General features: G+C 49.8%; 18 protein-coding genes and 1 riboswitch. Of the genes, 4 read left to right on the top strand and 14 right to left on the bottom strand.

The features are described 5' to 3' along the window. Positions 1 to 157: 157 nt before the first annotated feature. From M1Q06_RS05070 to M1Q06_RS05060, 3 genes are all read right to left on the bottom strand, one after another. Positions 158 to 640: a DinB family protein gene (locus tag M1Q06_RS05070; RefSeq protein ID WP_434402050.1), complete on the bottom strand. Its 483-nt coding sequence runs from the start codon at positions 638 to 640 to the stop codon at positions 158 to 160. A 79-nt stretch (positions 641 to 719) separates the two neighbouring features. After that, positions 720 to 1,268: a GNAT family N-acetyltransferase gene (locus tag M1Q06_RS05065; protein WP_434402048.1), complete on the bottom strand. Its 549-nt coding sequence runs from the start codon at positions 1,266 to 1,268 to the stop codon at positions 720 to 722. A 1-nt stretch (position 1,269) separates the two neighbouring features. After that, complete coding sequence (locus M1Q06_RS05060; RefSeq protein WP_434402046.1) at positions 1,270 to 3,069, bottom strand: M3 family oligoendopeptidase; 1,800 nt, start codon at positions 3,067 to 3,069, stop codon at positions 1,270 to 1,272. A 186-nt stretch (positions 3,070 to 3,255) separates the two neighbouring features. Here M1Q06_RS05060 and M1Q06_RS05055 point away from each other — a divergent pair, with 186 nt between their 5' ends. Next, positions 3,256 to 3,996, top strand: coding sequence for a tryptophan-rich sensory protein (locus M1Q06_RS05055; RefSeq protein ID WP_121301233.1), 741 nt, complete (start codon positions 3,256 to 3,258; stop codon positions 3,994 to 3,996). Positions 3,997 to 4,041: 45 nt separating this feature from the next. Here the strand turns inward: M1Q06_RS05055 and map are convergent, their stop codons facing one another. Both map and thiT read right to left on the bottom strand, forming a co-directional pair. After that, on the bottom strand, positions 4,042 to 4,794 hold the full coding sequence (map, locus tag M1Q06_RS05050; protein WP_101189884.1) for a type I methionyl aminopeptidase: 753 nt from the start codon (positions 4,792 to 4,794) through the stop codon (positions 4,042 to 4,044). A 160-nt stretch (positions 4,795 to 4,954) separates the two neighbouring features. Further along, on the bottom strand, positions 4,955 to 5,530 hold the full coding sequence (gene thiT, locus M1Q06_RS05045; protein ID WP_121301235.1) for an energy-coupled thiamine transporter ThiT: 576 nt from the start codon (positions 5,528 to 5,530) through the stop codon (positions 4,955 to 4,957). Between the two features lie 98 nt (positions 5,531 to 5,628). Further along, a riboswitch (TPP riboswitch) is annotated at positions 5,629 to 5,728 on the bottom strand. A 139-nt stretch (positions 5,729 to 5,867) separates the two neighbouring features. Here thiT and M1Q06_RS05040 point away from each other — a divergent pair. Both M1Q06_RS05040 and M1Q06_RS05035 read left to right on the top strand, forming a co-directional pair. Beyond that, positions 5,868 to 6,950 (top strand): M20 family metallopeptidase, encoded by a 1,083-nt coding sequence (locus M1Q06_RS05040; protein ID WP_121301236.1) that lies wholly within the window; start codon positions 5,868 to 5,870, stop codon positions 6,948 to 6,950. A gap of 64 nt (positions 6,951 to 7,014) precedes the next feature. Beyond that, positions 7,015 to 7,164 (top strand): hypothetical protein, encoded by a 150-nt coding sequence (locus tag M1Q06_RS05035; RefSeq protein ID WP_167456542.1) that lies wholly within the window; start codon positions 7,015 to 7,017, stop codon positions 7,162 to 7,164. Between the two features lie 61 nt (positions 7,165 to 7,225). Here the strand turns inward: M1Q06_RS05035 and M1Q06_RS05030 are convergent, their stop codons facing one another. The 4 genes from M1Q06_RS05030 to M1Q06_RS05015 form a co-directional block, all read right to left on the bottom strand. Continuing rightward, positions 7,226 to 8,158, bottom strand: coding sequence for an SGNH/GDSL hydrolase family protein (locus M1Q06_RS05030; protein ID WP_434402042.1), 933 nt, complete (start codon positions 8,156 to 8,158; stop codon positions 7,226 to 7,228). A 12-nt stretch (positions 8,159 to 8,170) separates the two neighbouring features. Next, entirely contained in the window at positions 8,171 to 9,394 is a 1,224-nt protein-coding gene (locus M1Q06_RS05025) for an aminopeptidase (RefSeq protein ID WP_121301238.1), read from the bottom strand. Continuing rightward, positions 9,394 to 10,551: a DEAD/DEAH box helicase gene (locus tag M1Q06_RS05020; protein ID WP_121301239.1), complete on the bottom strand. Its 1,158-nt coding sequence runs from the start codon at positions 10,549 to 10,551 to the stop codon at positions 9,394 to 9,396. Before M1Q06_RS05020 ends, M1Q06_RS05025 begins: the two co-directional genes overlap by 1 nt. 109 nt (positions 10,552 to 10,660) lie before the next feature. Beyond that, entirely contained in the window at positions 10,661 to 12,127 is a 1,467-nt protein-coding gene (locus tag M1Q06_RS05015) for a DHA2 family efflux MFS transporter permease subunit (protein WP_434402040.1), read from the bottom strand. A gap of 182 nt (positions 12,128 to 12,309) precedes the next feature. Here M1Q06_RS05015 and M1Q06_RS05010 point away from each other — a divergent pair, with 182 nt between their 5' ends. Then, a complete protein-coding gene (locus M1Q06_RS05010) occupies positions 12,310 to 13,149 on the top strand; it encodes a TetR/AcrR family transcriptional regulator (protein ID WP_434402038.1) in 840 nt (279 codons plus the stop codon). 43 nt (positions 13,150 to 13,192) lie between these two features. On the opposite strand, the gene M1Q06_RS05005 is transcribed toward M1Q06_RS05010, so the two are convergent. The 5 genes from M1Q06_RS05005 to M1Q06_RS04985 form a co-directional block, all read right to left on the bottom strand. Beyond that, complete coding sequence (locus tag M1Q06_RS05005; RefSeq protein WP_434402036.1) at positions 13,193 to 14,641, bottom strand: amidase family protein; 1,449 nt, start codon at positions 14,639 to 14,641, stop codon at positions 13,193 to 13,195. Between the two features lie 69 nt (positions 14,642 to 14,710). Continuing rightward, on the bottom strand, positions 14,711 to 14,869 hold the full coding sequence (fbpA, locus tag M1Q06_RS05000; RefSeq protein WP_083509116.1) for a Fur-regulated basic protein FbpA: 159 nt from the start codon (positions 14,867 to 14,869) through the stop codon (positions 14,711 to 14,713). 126 nt (positions 14,870 to 14,995) lie between these two features. Then, positions 14,996 to 15,421, bottom strand: coding sequence for a DUF1801 domain-containing protein (locus M1Q06_RS04995; RefSeq protein ID WP_121301243.1), 426 nt, complete (start codon positions 15,419 to 15,421; stop codon positions 14,996 to 14,998). A 96-nt stretch (positions 15,422 to 15,517) separates the two neighbouring features. Beyond that, positions 15,518 to 15,988: a GNAT family N-acetyltransferase gene (locus M1Q06_RS04990; RefSeq protein WP_434402033.1), complete on the bottom strand. Its 471-nt coding sequence runs from the start codon at positions 15,986 to 15,988 to the stop codon at positions 15,518 to 15,520. 48 nt (positions 15,989 to 16,036) lie between these two features. Next, positions 16,037 to 16,513: a flavodoxin family protein gene (locus M1Q06_RS04985; RefSeq protein ID WP_434402031.1), complete on the bottom strand. Its 477-nt coding sequence runs from the start codon at positions 16,511 to 16,513 to the stop codon at positions 16,037 to 16,039. Positions 16,514 to 16,706 lie beyond the last annotated feature (193 nt).

The raw sequence follows: 16,706 nt of genomic DNA, 5'->3' as shown, positions 1-16,706 counted from the left end.
TCGCTCGACTCCAGTGGATCAGCGAGACGACCGAGACCCCGCAAGGCGCGAAGCGACTGAGGAGGCTTGGGCGCGAGCCCACGGAAAGCGAGCGATAAGCTTCGGAAAATACGATTTCTTACCTTTCTCGACAGCCTGCGAAAACCGCTGAGAAATCTCAGCGGTTTTCTTTTTGGAAATAAATATAATCGAGCGGGATTCCGGCTTTGCCGAATTGGCGCAATAAGGAAGTGATCTGCCCGCGGTGGTAGCTCGCGTGGTTGACGACAGTGAAAAGCATTTCTTCGCGGCTGTGGCGGAACTCGTCGCCTTTCATATTGCGGTAATCCAGCTCTTCTTGCCAGCTTTCTTCTGATAGTGAGGCGAAATACAATTCCATCTCCGCATGAAGCAAGAGCAAGGCATTTTTCGCTTTCTCGACCGTGTCGACATCGAAATGTTCAAATTCCGGGCTCTTGACCCCATTCATCCGCTTGAACCACATCTTTTCGACGCCAATGACATGGGCGACCGTTTCACGAATCGATGGAAATGAATTTTCACCTGTTTTTGTGTAATACTCTTCGCCTGAGTCTTCCACCAATTGCAGTACCTTTTGGCTGGCCCATTGGTGATAGGCAAATAATTTCTGGGGATCCATATAGCACCCTCTCCCTTCATTATCTTTCAAACCATCTCCGCATATCCTTCCACCATCTCAGATAGGCGGCCTTGCCCTTTCAAAAATCCTGTTCGAGCAATGCGTAATAATAATGGTCTTTCCATTCCCCATTGATGAACAGGAATTGCTTGAGCAAGCCTTCTTTTTCAAATCCCGCTTTTTCGAGCACGCGCAGCGAGCCGATGTTATCCGGGGCAACGTACGCTTCCACGCGGTGGAGGCGCAATTGCTCAAATCCGAAAGCCGTGATCAAGCGGACGGCTTCACTCGCAATGCCGCGGCCGATAAACTCTTCGTCCATCGAGTAGCCGACCAAAGCGCTGAGGAACGGCAAGCGCTTGATGCTGTATATGGAAATATGGCCAATCAGCTGATTGTTGTCGCGTGAGAAAATCCCAAAACTGTATTCCCGGTTTTCTCTCGCTTGGTAGATCGATTCACGGATTTTCTCGCGCTGTACGGCGATCGTGAAATAACTATCGCGATGCCTCGGCTCATAAATCGCCCAATAATCGCGGTTTTTCACCAGGATCCGCACCATGTCTTCAGCATCTTCTACGGTGAGTGTGCGCAGATAACACGTTTTCCCTTCAAAAAGCAGATTCATCTTATCCCTCTTCTGCAGTCAATTTGATGAATTCCTCAACATCTTTTGTACACAAGGCAATGCCTTTTTCCCAGAACCCTTTTTCGGTGATATCTTCTCCGAGATGCTTCATCGCCAATTGTTCAGTACTCATAACCGCCGTATCCCGGAGCAAGGCCATATATTTCTCTTCGAACCCTTGTCCCTCTTCGAGCGCTTTCGCGTACACGCTGAGCGAGAACAAGTAACCGAATGTATACGGGAAATTATAGAACGGCACATCGGTGATATAGAAATGCAATTTCGATGCCCAGAAATGTGGATGCCCTTCCGATAAACTGCCGGCAAACGCTTCCTCTTGGGCCTGTTCCATCAATTCATTCAAACGGCTTGCCGGAACTACGCCATTCTTGCGTTCTTCATAGAATCTGGTCTCGAACAGGAAGCGGGCATGGATGTTCATGAAAAATGCCACACTGCGCTGAATCTTGTCTTCCAGCAACGAGATTTTCTCTTCTTTGGTCACAGCGTTCTTGACCGCTGCGTCCGCTACGATCATTTCTGCGAATGTCGACGCCGTTTCGGCGACGTTCATCGCATAGCTGCGGTTCAAGTCATGCATCGGTTGCAGTGCATGCGTATGGAAGGCATGCCCCAATTCGTGGGCCAATGTCGCGACATTGGACATCGATCCGCTATAGGTCATGAAGATGCGTGATTCGCCGCTTTTCGGAAGCGATGTGCAAAAGCCCCCCGGCATCTTATGCGCGCGGTCTTCCGCTTCCACCCAGCCGTTTTCCAGCGCGTGGCGGGAGAATTTCTCCAATTCCGGGCCGAATTTCCCGAAATGGCGGATGATGAACTCCGACCCTTGTTCGTAGTCGAACGACTGGGAGTTTTCCACGACCGGCGCGTCGACATCGTACCAGGCGAGCTGGTCTTTGCCAAGCAATTGCGCCTTGCGCGACAAGTAATCCGCAAATGGCTGTTTATGTTCGCTGATGGCTTGCCACATGACGTCCAAGGTTTCCTGTTTCATGTGGTTCATCTGCAACGGCTCTTCTAGCACATTGTCGACGCCGCGTTTTTTATACATTTGCAGCCGGAATCCTGCGAGTGAGTTCAAGGTTTTGGCAAACAGTTCTTCTTTTTCGCCCCATGCCGCTTCCATCTTGTCATAAGCTTCCTTCCGTACGCTTGCATCCTGGTGGGAGCTTAAATTATTCGCCTGCCCAACCGACAAAGTCTTGTCTTCCCCATCGACTTCCACTTGGACCGATACGGAAGCGATCAGCAAATCGTATAATTCGCTCCACGCGTGATAACCATCGATGCCGAGCGATGTAATGAGCCCTTCCTCTTGTTCAGATAATAGCCGTTGTGCTTCTTTGCGCCATTCGTCCAAGACGAAGGCAAATTCCTGCAAGTCTTCAGTCGAAAGCAGCTCTGACCAGACATTCGGGTCCGTCTCCATTAGGACCTGCTTGAATTTCAAGAAAGCACTTTGGAAACGCGACCGTAGCAATGCGTGTTCACTTTGCAGCAATGCCGCTTTTTTGTCTTCGGTGTTTTGCGCCATCAAGCAGCCGATAAACGCCCCGGCTTGGCGGAGGTCTACCGATACATCACTCGTCTGTTCCAAGAACGCCGCTACTAGCTGCGCGTCGGCTGTTCGGTTTGGCACATCAAATGTAGCAGCAGCTTGTTCAAAATCGGCCAGTTTATTGCCTGTTGCCTCCAGATGCGTTCTCAATTCAGCTGAATCGCTTCCCCCTGAAAATAAGCTATCGAGCTCCCAGACTTCCGGATATGTATTCGTCATCTTTTTTCCCCCTGCAGTCACGAATTTTCAAAATACATTAATAAGTATAACATCTCCCTTCACGGAACGGGAACGGCGACTGCCTGGTACATTTCACGATATCGCCATTTTTCAAAAACTTCCTGCACTTTCTTGTTGGTCGTGCGGGCTGGCGAGTTTATACTGATATTTGAGGAGGGATTTCATATGATTCGCGTACTGCTGATGACGTTGGCATTTATCGCCGTCGTCACCATGAATGCCTTGGCGAATATACTGCCGATCAACGGTCAGACTACCGGTGAAATCTCCGACCGTGTGCCGGTCCTCTTTACGCCGGCCGGTTATGCATTTTCCATCTGGTCCGTTATATATATTTTATTGGCTATCTGGATCATCGGCTTTTGGCTGCGCTTGAAAAAAGGAGTGCACCCTTCAGCAAAAGTGTCATTGTATTTCATCTTGAGCGCTGTTTTCAATATCGCCTGGCTGCTTTGCTGGCATTATGAGTTCTTTATTTGGTCGATCGCTGCAATGATTGCCTATCTATTGTCGCTGATCGCTTTGTACTTGGAATACGGAAACGGCGAACGGGGCTTTACGGAACGTTTGCCGGTCTCTGTCAATCTGGGCTGGATTAGTGTCGCGACCATCGCCAATATTAGCTATGTCCTGACTTTCTACAGCTGGGGCGGCTGGGGGCTGAGCGATCAGTTATGGACGGTCATCATGCTGACCGTGGCGACCGCATTGGCGCTTCATATACGTTTCCATCATTCGGATATCCCGCTGACTTTGGTCTTCATCTGGGCGTTCGTCGCGATTGCTGTACGCCACGGCATGGATGAACTATTGGTCAGCACGGCAGCTTTATTCCTAAGCGGCGTCTTACTGACCGGTATCTTGTTGATTAAGAAGAAGCCGGCAAAAACAGGTATGACGCCATAAAAAAACAACCATCAGCTGATGGTTGTTTTTTTATATTTGTTGATTTTATTTTTCGAGTTTTGTCAGCAAAATCGGCTCGCCTTTTGTGACGAGTACGGTATGTTCAATCTGTGCGACGAGCGATTGGTCCGGCGTGATAAAGGTCCAGCCGTCCCCTGATTCGATGATATGCTCAGCCTTTTGGGAAATAAACGGCTCGACTGCAAGCACCATGCCTTCTTTCAAGATCGTCGTTTCCCACGCATCGTAATAATTAAGGATATATTGCGGTGCTTCGTGAAGCGATTTCCCAACTCCGTGCCCTGTCAGGTTCTTGATGACAAACAAGCCTTGGTCTTTCGCTTCGCGTTCGACTGCCTTGCCGATCTGGTTCAGTTTGGCGCCGGCTTTCACTTTCATCATGGCGCGTTCGAATGCGGATTCCGCGGCTTGGCAAAGCTTTTCTTTTGCTTCGTGCCCTTCTCCGACCACAAATGAAATGCCGGTATCCGCGAAATAATCGCCGTATGATCCAGACACGTCAATATTGACGATATCGCCGTCGTTGATGACACGCTTACCTGGAATCCCGTGCGCCACTTCTTCGTTGACGCTGATGCATGTATAGCCCGGGAAATCATATTCCGATTTCGGGGCAGAGACGCCGCCCCATTCTTTGAACAGGCGTCCGCCCAGTTCATCGAGTTCTTTCGTCGTTATGCCGGGCTTCACGGCCGCTTTCATCGTTTCGCGGATTTCCGCCACCATTTGTCCGGCTTTTTTCAAACCTTCAATATCTTTTTCATTAGTCGCTATCATACTGACCCTTCTTTCAAACTATTCTATTTGAGCATTATAACATAGAATAAGCCGCTCTCGCCTCTCCTACCGTTCATTCAACTCCCATAAATACCCAAACTTAGTATGATTAATAGATCTATCCAACAAAAAAAGCCGCCTATCGATAAGGCGGCTTTCATCATGAATCCGGCTGCGTCAAACGCGGCGCTGTAATGAACAACAAAGAGCACACAATCGCTGCGACGATCGCAACGGGAATCATATAGGTAGCGTTATAGACTGCTGAATAGACGAAGACATTGCCTTCCGCAAACATGCCGAAGAATAGGATCCCCGTAATGACATGGATCACATAACGGAGAAATGACCCGATCAATACGCCAAGTGCGACCATGGCAATGACTTTTCCGGTCTTTCTCGCACGCACGGCTTCCAAGTAACGGCCGCGCATCATACCGGCCAAACCGACGACGCCATATGCCAGCAAATAATCCAAAATGACTTGCATGACCACAAAGCCGAACGACAGCGGCGCTACCGAGATAAAGCCCGTGACAATCTGCAGCAAGCCGACTAAAAGCCCCGTGATGACACCCGCTCCGACGCCCCTGCGGAATGCCATCAGCACGATCGGGATCATGACCAGGCTGACCGATCCCCCCTGCGGCATGCGAAAGGCGATAAAATCCAATACAAAGCCGAGAGCTGCAAAAATTGCAATTTCGACCATTAACAATACACGTTTATTCCTCATTCAAACTGCCTCCTTTTGGATTTGCACATCACCAGAAGGGCCGTTTTTAAAAAACCATATAAAAAACGGCGCCAGGACAGATCCTGGCGCCGCTTGGGCCGGTTTTCCATCCACATCCCTGCGCAAGTGTTAACTTACAGGTTCGAAGGGTAAGAACTTACTCGTTCACTCTCAGCCAAAGCTCCCCTTGTGGTGTATACAATTATTCCGCTATTATGTGTATTGTACACAACGCATACTTGGCTTGCAAGGCCGTTTCAGCCAAACGGATTAGGGTAGATAGAAACTAGCAAACTTTGTGGAAGGTGGTGGAGGCAGTTTGAAAACTGCCGGATCAATGATTGATTTATTGAAGGATTTGATCAAGATCGAAAGCGATACGAAAGAAGGAGCGAACGAAGCGCTGATGTTCTGCTCTGCCTGGCTCAAGGCGAAAGGCGAAGAAGTCGAAGTACACGATAACGACGGCTACCTCATGCTGACAGCAGCTAAAGGGCAAGGCGCCGAAAAGATCATCTGGAACGGCCATGTCGACGTCGTGCCCGGGCATAAAGAGCAATTTTCCCCAATCGAAGAAGGCGACAAACTATATGGCCGCGGGTCGGCAGACATGAAAGCCGGGGTTGCTGCGATGATGCAGGCATTTGTCGAACTCGACGCTTCTGCATTGCCGCGTGAAGTGCATTTGCACATTGTCACCGATGAAGAGATTGGCGGACGCAATACTTCGAAATGGCTCGTCGACCAAGGCCATTACGGCGACTTCGTCATTTGCGGTGAACCGACCCATTTGAAGATCGGCTTGCAATCGAAAGGCATCCTGAGAATGGATTTGACATTCAAAGGCAAACCGGCTCACGGATCGCGCCCATGGGAAGGCATTAACGCCATCGAATCGGCGATGAAATTCCATGCCGGCATGAACGATTTGCCGTTCCGCAAAGAATCAACGGAATACTATGAGCAGCCTTCCGTCAACTTGCCGATTATCAATGCAGGCGATCGTTATAATGTAGTGCCTGAAATCTGTAAGATGTCCTACGATATCCGCTTCATGCCGGGACAGGACAAGGACGAGATCGTCCGCCAGATGGAACAGCTGGCCAACACGCTCGATGTCGATATGGAATACAAGGCGAGCGGTTCGACCCCTGCCTTGACGACGACGGACGACCATCCATACATCCAGACCTTGATGAAGGCCGTCGAATCAACGCTATCGGAACAGCCGGTATTGTTCGGCCAGCACGGTGCTGCCGACACCCGTTATTACGCCGAGAAAATTGGCGGGCAAGGCGCCATCGAATTCGGGCCGAGCGGAGACGACTGGCATGGCAACGCGGAATACGTCTCCATTTCAAGTGTCCATTCCTATAAGGATATTCTGATCGCACACGCCAATGCCCCAACAGAGGTTTAAAAAAGGCTGAAATCGGGAAAACTCTACTAAACCTCAATACGAAAAAATGAATGGAGCGATAAATATGGCTATTGGAAGACTTGTCAGATCTGCGATTAAATACGGGCCGATTGCATACCCGATCATCCGTAAAGTGATGAACAACCGCAAGAAGAACAATGCAAACAATGAAAACGATGCACGTAACCGCAGCGACTCACGAAAAAGCCGCTGAACAATAAAAGGCCGGAGAAAATGATTCATTTTCTCCGGCCTTTTTATATTGCTTAAGCTTTTTAAATGAGCGGCAATGCCTGGCGAATCGCTAAATAATCCAGATCCTTGCCTTCAGAAGGCTTGGTGGCAGAATCGTCACTTGAAACATCTTCCGAATCGACCTCTTCTTCATCCGCTTCACCTGATGGCTCTTCCTGTTCTTGCATTTGCTGGATTTCTTCAAACGTTACAGGCGCCGGTTCCGGAAGTTCTGCATCTTCCACTTCAAACCCTTCGCCGTATTGCTCGAAGAATGCGTTCGCCATCTCCTGATAGCCATCTACGTTCGGATGGACGTCTCCGGAATTCGGGACGAGTTCCACGGCATCCTCACCGAAACGGTCGGCTAAATCGACAAATGTCGCGCCCGCCTGTTCTGCTTCCTTCTTGAGGATGTCGTTTAATTGCTCCAATTGCCCAGCCGTGCCTTGTTTTTGACTGTCACGGGCATGCGGGTAAGCAAAATAATAGCCCATTACATAGATATCCGCTGACGGCGCAAGCTCTTCCAGTCCAGAAAGAATCATTTCGACATTTTCACGCGCCGCATTCAGTGCGTAATCCGCTTGGATCTCTTCAAAGCTCAACGCCCCTTCAGCGGCATTCGCTTGCACGAGGCGCAGCAAATCATTCGCTCCGGCAGACACCGTGATAATGTTCGCTTGGCCAAGCAGCTCTTTTGCTTCATCCGACTCGATGCTTTCCAGGACATCTCCTGTGGTGAATCCAGGGAAAGCCAAGTCTTTCGAATAGAACGCCAGCGGCTGGTTGCGCGTCAATTCCTGCGCAATCAAATCTGTATAACCGCTGTCGATTGACCGGTTCGGCGTCTGGCCTGCCGCCAGTGAATCGCCGATAGCCACATAAGCGGCAGGAATTTGCGGCTCCGCAGATGCCGTATTCCCTGCTATTAGCAATAGCCCAGCTGCTGCCGCACTCATTGTCTTTTTCATGTGCTCACCTCGTTAGAATGCCCAATTTCCTTTTCGGAAAATCGCTTCGGTCTTGCCGTCTTCTGTAATGCCGTCGATGTCCATCTCGCTCGAGCCGATCATGAAATCTTCATGGACGATCGATGTATTCAATCCGTAATCCTTTAATTGATCGCGTTCCAAGTCTTTTCCGCCTTCGAGGCAAGTCGGGTAGGAATCGCCGATTGCCAAATGATTCGATGCATTTTCATCGAACAAGGTGTTGTAGAACAAAATGCCGGAAGCCGATATCGGCGATTCCACCGGCACAAGCGCCACTTCCCCGAGATATGCTGCGCCTTCGTCGGCTGAAAGCAATTCATCCAATAGTTCCTGGCCGATTTCTGCTTGAGCTTTTGTAATACGGCCGTTTTCGAAGCGCAACGTAAAGCCATCGATGATATTGCCTTGGTAAACGAGCGGCTTCGTATTACGCACGGTGCCTTCAACTTCCAGTTTGGCCGGCACGGTATATACTTCTTCAGTCGGCATATTGGCGATGAACGGCACATGGTCCGGTGTGCGGGAAGCGCCGCTCATCCAAATATGGCCATCTGGCAAGCCGATCGTCAAATCGGTTCCTGGCGCACGGTAATGCAATTTCCGGTAGCGCCGTTCGTTCAATGCGGCCGCCCGCCGTTCCAGGTTGGCGATATGTTCCTGCCACAACGCGACTGCGTCACCGTCTCCGATGCGCACGGTCTGGAAAATCGCTTGCCACAGAGCGGCCATTTGATCCTCTTCGTCCGGGAACACTTTTTGCGCCCATTTTTCAGAGGGGATCGCAACGATCGACCAAGCGATCTTATCGGATCCGACAGCCTGGCGATAGCGTTCCAATGCTTTTCCAGCGGATTTTTGCGCATCGCTTAAGCGTTTTGCAGGAATGCCTGTAAGCAAATCCGGGTCTTCCGCATCGATCCACAAGAATGCACCTTTATGATCGATGATGGCGTCGCGCTGTTTGACGACCCAATCCGGAAATTCGTGAAACGCGGCGTCCGGTGCCAATTCGTAATGCGTCCGTATAACTGACGGGTCCGTGAACGCGACATGGACTTGCTTAGCCCCTGCTTCGTAGGCTTTCTCGACGACCAAACGCGTGAATTCCACGGTATCCGTCGTCGTCGCAATTAATAGCTCCTGCCCCGGTTGGACATTGACGCCGACACGGACAGTCAATTCCGCATATTGCGCTAACTTGTCCTGAAAGCTCATCATTTTTTCCCCTTTGCTGTCATGGTTTTGCTATTGCCTTCCACCAATTCGCCGCCATGCATGATTTTCTGCACCGGCTTATTCGGCAATTCTTTCGTCAATTTCTTATAATGCTTTTCATCGGCATAAGCCAGAAGCGTCAATACTTCCCCATCAGCCCCTGCGCGCCCGGTTCTGCCGGAACGGTGCAAATATTGCTCGACTGTCATCGGTGCATCGACATGGATGACATGCGTCAATTGGTCGATATCAAGCCCGCGCGCTGCCACTTCGGTTGCGATCAATACCGCCGTGTCGCCTTTGCGGAAATCGTCCAATGCTTTCTTGCGTTCTTCTTTTTTCATTTCGGAATGCAAAGTCGCGATTTTGGCGTCGCGGAATTTCAATTTGCTTTCCTTCATCAACACTTGGTCGAGATTGTTGACGAATGCAAGTGCTTTTACGCCTGTCATATGCGACAGGCTGCGAAGCAAGTCGGTCTTGTCGCGTTCATCGACTTTAATGAACGAATGCGTCACTTTTCCTTGTTTCGGCAACTGTTCAGCCGATACTTGCAATCTTGTCGGCTGCTTCATCAGGCGCTCTGCCACCAATTCGATTTCCTCTGTAATGGTCGCCGATACCAACACGAGCTGGCGATCCTGCTGCGTTCTTTCAATGAGGTCCTTCATGATGCCGCGGTGTTCCCGTGCCATCAATTGGTCGCCTTCATCAAGAACCATGATGCGTACCTCGTGCATTTTGAGTTTCTTGGTCTTGACCAATTCATTCAAGCGCCCCGGGGTGCCGACGACAATCGTCGGTTTTTTCTTCAACTTGTCCAATTGGCGCTGAATATTCGCGCCGCCGATCAACGGCGTAACAGTGACATCCGTCCCCGTTGTCCATTCACGCAAGACGTTGACGATTTGCATCGCGAGCTCTTGTGACGGCGCAATGATCATCGCTTGTGTATTCGGTTTTTTCGGATCGACGCGTTCCAAGATCGGCAACAGGTAAGCCAGCGTTTTTCCCGAGCCGGTCGGAGATTCCGCTACGATGTCGTTTCCTGCGAGCATTTCCGGAATCATCTGTTCCTGGATCGGCATCGCTTCGGTAAAGCCGGTTTGTTTCCATTTATCCTGCCAGACAGGACTTAGTTCTTCTATAAAATTCATGTGTCATTCCACCTTCTTTTCGATGCCTTAAGTGTACCATATCCGGCTCTTTGCCGCCTTTTTCGGCAAATGAAAAGGCGGTTCCTTTTTTAGAAGGAGCCGCCTCTTTTCAATCTGCATAGCGTTGTTTATAGACGCGTTCTTTTTGTCTTTCTGTCGCTTTCTGGTCGGGCTTTTTAATGAATAACGCCAACAGAAACGCAGCGAGTGCGATGTAAGTCGACACCGTAAAGGAGAAGTTAATGCCTTCGAGCATGGCAGGAATAGTCGCTTCCTGCGCGCTTGTCCCCGAAGCGACCAGTTCTTGTGCCGTCGATTCGGTGCGCGTATTCATCAAAGTGACAAGAAACGCTGAACCGATTGCGCCGGAAACTTGTTGCAAAGTATTGTTGATGGCAGTTCCATGCGGATAGGATTTCATCGGCAATTGGTTGAGCCCGTTCGTCATGACCGGCATCATGACCATCGAAATGCCGAACATGCGCAATGTATAGATGGCCATAATTTCATAGTAACCCGTATCCAGTGTTAAATTACTGAACAAATAGGTGGTGATGACCACAAGAGCCAGACCAGGCAATGCCAGCACTTTAGCTCCATATCGGTCAAAAATGCGGCCCGTGATCGGAGACATAACCCCCATGACGAGCGCCCCCGGCAGCATCATCAAACCGGATTGAATCGGGGAGATGCCTTTAATAGTCTGGATGTAGATCGGCATGAGGATCATGGCCGAGAACATTGCCATCGACAAAGTGACTGAAATGACCGAAGACAATGCAAACATCGGATGCTTATAGACGCGCAGTTCCAATAGCGGCTCTTTTAACTTCATTTGTCGGAACGCAAAGGCTGTTAAGGACAACAGGCCGACCGCTATCGTTAAATAAACAGCCGGATTTTCCCAGCCGAGCGAGCCGGCCGAACTGAATCCATAAAGCAACCCGCCGAACCCAAGGCTCGATAGCACGAGAGACAACGGATCAAGCGACAGCTCACGGTTTTGGAAGGTCAGGTTTTTCAATTTAAAAATCCCGAGAAGTAACGGAATCAAAGCGACCGGCAATACGATAAAGAACAGGATTCTCCACGAGTAGGTTTGGACGATGAAGCCCGAAAGCGTCGGGCCGATTGCCGGCGCTACGACCATGACCATCCCGAAGACGCCCATTGCCTGCCCTCTTTTTTCGACGGGAAACGCGGCGAGCATGACATTCATCAATAAAGGCATCATGAGTGCTGCGCCTGACGCCTGGACCATACGGCCAATCAATAGGACAGCAAATGTCGGCGCAACTCCCGCAAGCAATGTCCCGAGTGAGAACAAGGACATTGCGACAATAAAGATGGCCCGGTTGGAATAACGCTGGATCAAATAAGCGCTCGCCGGAATCAGGATACCGTTGACGAGCATATAACCTGTGACGAGCCATTGGGCCGTTGCAGCGTCTACGTTCAAGTCGATCATGATTTCCGGGAGTGCAATATTCAAAAGGGTTTGATTGAAAATCGCTACAAATGCCCCGGTGAACAAAATGGCGATGATTGCATAAGGTGGTTTCGTTGTTTCTTTCATCTTTCTTTCCTCCGTCTCGCCGATTTAATTCGGCTGATTATACTCTATTGACACATTTTATACTCGCGGTATATTTTTTACAAGAAAGACGTCCTGAGAACAGTCTATAAGTTCGAAACATTGATTTCATCAGCTTTTGACGGTATGCTTTTTCTATACTATCAGTCCAAAAAGGGGATATTATGAATCCTAAAAAACAGCAAATCGTCCATGCCGCCCATCGCTTATTCATCCAGAAGGGCTATAACGCTTCATCTATTCAGGACATTCTGGACGAAGCCGGCATCTCCAAGGGAACTTTTTATAATTACTTCACGTCGAAATCGGAATGCCTGATCGCTTTGATGGAATCGATCAGTGAAGACATCCGCGCACAACGCATCGCCGCCGCTTTCGGGGAATCGCCGGCCGACACCGACCTGTTCGCCAGGCAATTGGCGATTCGCATCCGCATGAATCATGAGAAGAACCTATTCTCCCTGTACGAAAGCATCTTCTATTCACAAGATGAGGAATTGAAAGCTTTCGGGAAAAGCCAGTACATTGCGGAACTCAAGTGGCTGAGCAGCCGCATTGTGGATATATTCGGTGAAGAGGCGCGTCCTTATGCACTGGAAAATGCCGCGATGGCCAACGGGGCGCTCCAGCAATTGATGCATGTTTGGCGGCTCGGCACTGGCCAGCATCTGCCGCTTGATGAACTGACCGTCTACATCGTCCATCGCATGAAACAAGCAGTACAGGCCCAATTAAAAGACGGCAAGCGATTTTTATCCGAGCACCTGCTAGAGCAAAACGGTCAGTCGCCAACTTTAGCCGACAGTTCAAAGCAATTGCAGGCACTTGCCGCTGCTGAAAAAAATCCGGACTTGCAGCAAATGATCGCATTTCTTGCCGATGAACTTATAGCTCCAAATCCGCGTAAAGCGATCGTCAATAGTGTGCTGACTTCTTTAGGTCAAAGCACGGACGATACCGAACTGCAGATTTTCTTGGAACATGTATGGCGCCAGATCAAATGAAAAATCCCCTTTCTCGGATGAAAATCCAAGGAAGGGGATTTTTTTATGAGGGGCGCCTCCGCCCCGCTGCCGCTTGCTCAAACGCATAAGCATATTCAATCAGCTTCGGTTCATCAAATGCCTGTCCGGCAAACGTGATGCCGAACGGTTCGCCTGATTCCGTCAAGCCGGCTGGCACGGTGATTGAAGGGAACCCGGCAGCAGCACCGATATTGCAGCCAAAATCCTGCGGCAGAACAAGTGCATCTGCCCCGACTTGCCCGAGCCGCTTATTCATGCCCTGTTCGGCCGCCAGGAAGCGGTTGCGTTCAAGCGCCTCAACGTATTCCCTCTCCGTCAAGTTTCCGCTCATGCCATTGGCCTGCTCCAATAGATTCTGGCCGAATTTCAACATCTGTTCCGCATGCTCTTCATTATATGAAATGATGTCACTCATTGAACGGATTCGGTGGTCGGGATTCGAGCGCGCCAAATAGGCGTTTAAGTCTGATTTAAATTCGTGGAGCAGCACTGCAAAACCAAGATCTTCCTGATCCGCGCCAAGATCGATTTCTTTGATGGTGGCTCCGCATGCCCGCAGCTGCTCCATGGCCTGCTCGAATGTGGCAGATTGCTGTTCCGTAATATCCGTGAACAATTGGCGGTCCACACCGAATACAACTCCAGATAACCCCTCTTGTTTCAAATGCTGCTGCCAATCATAGCCCTTGAACTGCTCGGCAAACAGCGTGATTTCGTCATCCGGGTCTGCGCCGACCAAATCCGCGAACACCGTAACCGCATCTTCCACTGTGCGCGCAAGCGGCCCGGCAGTGTCTTGCGTATGCGATAAAGGAATGATCCCTGCGCGGCTGATGAGGCCGATCGTCGGCTTAATGCCGACGAGGCTGTTCTGCGCTGCCGGGTTGATGATCGAACCGGAAGTTTCCGTCCCGACCGCAGCCGTAGCCAGATTCGAAGCCACTCCGGCCGCCGATCCTGAACTCGACCCGCCGACATCGAATGCGCCGAATGGGTTTTTCACTTGGCCGCCCCGCGAACTATAGCCGTTGGTCATTTTATCGCTCATAAAATTCGCCCACTCGGTCATATTCGTTTTTCCGAGAATGATCGCACCCGCCGCACGCAGTTTTTCCACCACTTTCGCATCGCGCAGCGCGTAATGGTCGGCCATGGCGAGTGAACCGGCACTTGTATGCATTTTATCGCCGGTGTCCATATTGTCTTTGACGAGCAGAGGGATGCCGTGCAGTTTCGAGCGCGGCCCTTTATGCTTGCGTTCGAAATCCAGCGCTTGGGCAATAAGCAAGGCGTCCGGGTTGATCTCAAGCACGGCTCGTGTGTTCTTGTCACGCAGTGAAATGTTTTCCTTATACATTAGCACAAGTTCTTCTGACGTCAGCTTGCCCGTTTCCATTTCTTTTTGCAACTGGGCAATCGTCATTTCGTCGAGCTTGTTTTTGCGGTAGTCTTCCAGTTTTTGATGATGCATGACTGTTCCTCCCACATGATGCAAAATTAACCCTTTTACAGGGCCATGGATATCTAAAAAAGCCTGAGCTCATGAGCTTAGGCTTTTATCGGTATATTCCTTTAACAGTTCATATAAGGACAGTTCGTAAAGCTGCCTGCCGTTGATCTTGAAGACATTCTTCGAAACGAGCTCATCAATGACCATTGACCGTTTGTCTTCGAATTTTGACTCGGGTATGTGTTCCATCGTGCTTCTTCTCTCCTTGCAGATAGTATCACTATTTCTATACCCGAAACGATCACAGCCTAAAACCTGCCAAAAGAAAAACTGCCGATAATTTTTTGGTCCGCCCTCGTTTCGACAAATTTCAACTCACCCTTTGTCAGGATAGCGCTCTTGCAAATACACTGCTGCATTTTGGATCAATTCTTTTAGCACTTCTGAATCGATATCGCTGAGTTTATTGATGTAGATGCAGGATTTGCCCGAAGTGCATTTCCCCAGGCGCTCAAGCGCATCCGGCTCTTTTTCTGCACAGCCTGTCAGGTATAAGCTGATTTTCGCTTTACGCGGGGAAAATCCAGCGAGTGGTGCATCGCCTTCGTGGCCGGTCGCATAACGATAATGATAGGAACCGAAACCGATGATACTGTCGCCCCACATTTTCGCCGGATGGCCGGTCGCTTGTTCAAAAATTTCCAGCAGCCGGTAGGCATCTTCTTTCTTTGACGGCTTTTCGACCGACTCGATGAATTCAATGACGCTGCCTTCGTGTTCTTTCGTTTTTTGTTCGTACATCCCTACTCCTCCTCCAGAAAACTCCTGGTCTCTACTTCCACATATAATATCCATTGTCCTGCCTCAACACCTAACGCCCGACACGGAACGTGGTGGTCATTTCCGTTCGACCAAGGTGAAATCAAAATGAAACACATCTTCCCGTGTTCCAAGCGAACTGTATAGTTTCACAGCAGCCGTGTCCACGGGATCCGCCTGCACGAAAACGACCCATGCGCCCAACTCTTGCGCTTCTGCCTGGACAAAACGGATCAGCCCGGTCGCTACTTTTGTCCTGCGGTATTTGCTGGCCACTGCCAAATCATAGATGTATACTTCTTTCCGCTGCTGCTCGAATTTATCCAAGACGTATGCGACAAGCCCGCCTGCAAGTTCGCCGCCGGACAATGCCACACAAACGAGGACATGCTCTTTTGCCAATAAAGACAGTAGATAGCCATCGGGCGGCGGGTTTTCGAGATACGTTTCTTGTTCCTCAAAGGCATCCGCAAACAAAGCATTCAATTCCCTGAACCGCTCCAGCGACTGCGCGTCATCCGCCAGCCGTTTAAAGTGGATGTCTGACATGATTTCCGACTCCCTTTCTTGCTACCTGGCCTGCTCTCTTGCCATTGCCTACGCTTTGTATTGGCTGCTGAAGCGTTCCGCCAATTCCTCGATTTGCTGTTCCCTTTTCTTATGGGACCAATTGATGATGGCGGTCGATTTGACCACTGCCCCCTTTGTTTCAAGCGATGTCGTCATTTTGGACATGGCCCTATTGCCGCCCATCCATTTATAGCGGAATTGCTGCGTCAAAAAACAAGATACCGGCGCTTGGCCGAGATTCAGAAGTTGTTCCGCATACTTCATAAATCCAGGACATAGCGTAAAGCCCTGCACCCATGCGCCAAAAATCAAGGCGTCATATCCTTTGGTTTCCGGCAATGAATCCAATTGTATAGCTGTTGGATTTTTCGCTTCTTCGTTCTCTAGATTTTGCATCCTCATTAAACGAACTTCATGGCCATCACTTTGTAATTTTTCACGAATCCGTTCCCCGACAAGCAAGGTATACCCGGTCTGGGAATGCACGATAATGCCGATTTTCATACCGTTCCCTCCTTCGTTGAAACATCCGCAATTCCATAGCCGCACTCCATCAATGATGATTGATTACTTCCCTGCTGCGCAGAATATTCCTTCCTGCTAAAGTACAAATTTTCATTTTGACCCCCTATTGCATAAAAAAACCCCCAATGCTGTTCAAAGAACAGTCATCAGGGGTGGATTTTTACATTTAATC

The sequence above is a fragment of the Planococcus sp. 11815 genome (assembly GCF_051096385.1).
GTDB lineage: Bacteria > Bacillota > Bacilli > Bacillales_A > Planococcaceae > Planococcus > Planococcus citreus.
Note: the sequence above shows the minus strand (reverse complement) of the source record. Positions and strands in the feature narration are given on the sequence as shown.

Coding starts and splice junctions, on each gene's coding strand:
- M1Q06_RS04985 (WP_434402031.1), bottom strand. CDS start 16,513: ATGAAAATCGGCATTATCGTGCATTCCCAGACCGGGTATACCTTGCTT.
- M1Q06_RS05060 (WP_434402046.1), bottom strand. CDS start 3,069: ATGACGAATACATATCCGGAAGTCTGGGAGCTCGATAGCTTATTTTCA.
- M1Q06_RS05020 (WP_121301239.1), bottom strand. CDS start 10,551: ATGAATTTTATAGAAGAACTAAGTCCTGTCTGGCAGGATAAATGGAAA.
- M1Q06_RS05065 (WP_434402048.1), bottom strand. CDS start 1,268: ATGAATCTGCTTTTTGAAGGGAAAACGTGTTATCTGCGCACACTCACC.
- M1Q06_RS05055 (WP_121301233.1), top strand. CDS start 3,256: ATGATTCGCGTACTGCTGATGACGTTGGCATTTATCGCCGTCGTCACC.
- M1Q06_RS05010 (WP_434402038.1), top strand. CDS start 12,310: ATGAATCCTAAAAAACAGCAAATCGTCCATGCCGCCCATCGCTTATTC.
- M1Q06_RS05015 (WP_434402040.1), bottom strand. CDS start 12,127: ATGAAAGAAACAACGAAACCACCTTATGCAATCATCGCCATTTTGTTC.
- M1Q06_RS05040 (WP_121301236.1), top strand. CDS start 5,868: ATGATTGATTTATTGAAGGATTTGATCAAGATCGAAAGCGATACGAAA.
- M1Q06_RS05005 (WP_434402036.1), bottom strand. CDS start 14,641: ATGCATCATCAAAAACTGGAAGACTACCGCAAAAACAAGCTCGACGAA.
- fbpA (WP_083509116.1), bottom strand. CDS start 14,869: ATGGAACACATACCCGAGTCAAAATTCGAAGACAAACGGTCAATGGTC.
- M1Q06_RS04995 (WP_121301243.1), bottom strand. CDS start 15,421: ATGTACGAACAAAAAACGAAAGAACACGAAGGCAGCGTCATTGAATTC.
- M1Q06_RS05035 (WP_167456542.1), top strand. CDS start 7,015: ATGGCTATTGGAAGACTTGTCAGATCTGCGATTAAATACGGGCCGATT.
- M1Q06_RS04990 (WP_434402033.1), bottom strand. CDS start 15,988: ATGTCAGACATCCACTTTAAACGGCTGGCGGATGACGCGCAGTCGCTG.
- thiT (WP_121301235.1), bottom strand. CDS start 5,530: ATGAGGAATAAACGTGTATTGTTAATGGTCGAAATTGCAATTTTTGCA.
- map (WP_101189884.1), bottom strand. CDS start 4,794: ATGATAGCGACTAATGAAAAAGATATTGAAGGTTTGAAAAAAGCCGGA.
- M1Q06_RS05070 (WP_434402050.1), bottom strand. CDS start 640: ATGGATCCCCAGAAATTATTTGCCTATCACCAATGGGCCAGCCAAAAG.
- M1Q06_RS05025 (WP_121301238.1), bottom strand. CDS start 9,394: ATGAGCTTTCAGGACAAGTTAGCGCAATATGCGGAATTGACTGTCCGT.
- M1Q06_RS05030 (WP_434402042.1), bottom strand. CDS start 8,158: ATGAAAAAGACAATGAGTGCGGCAGCAGCTGGGCTATTGCTAATAGCA.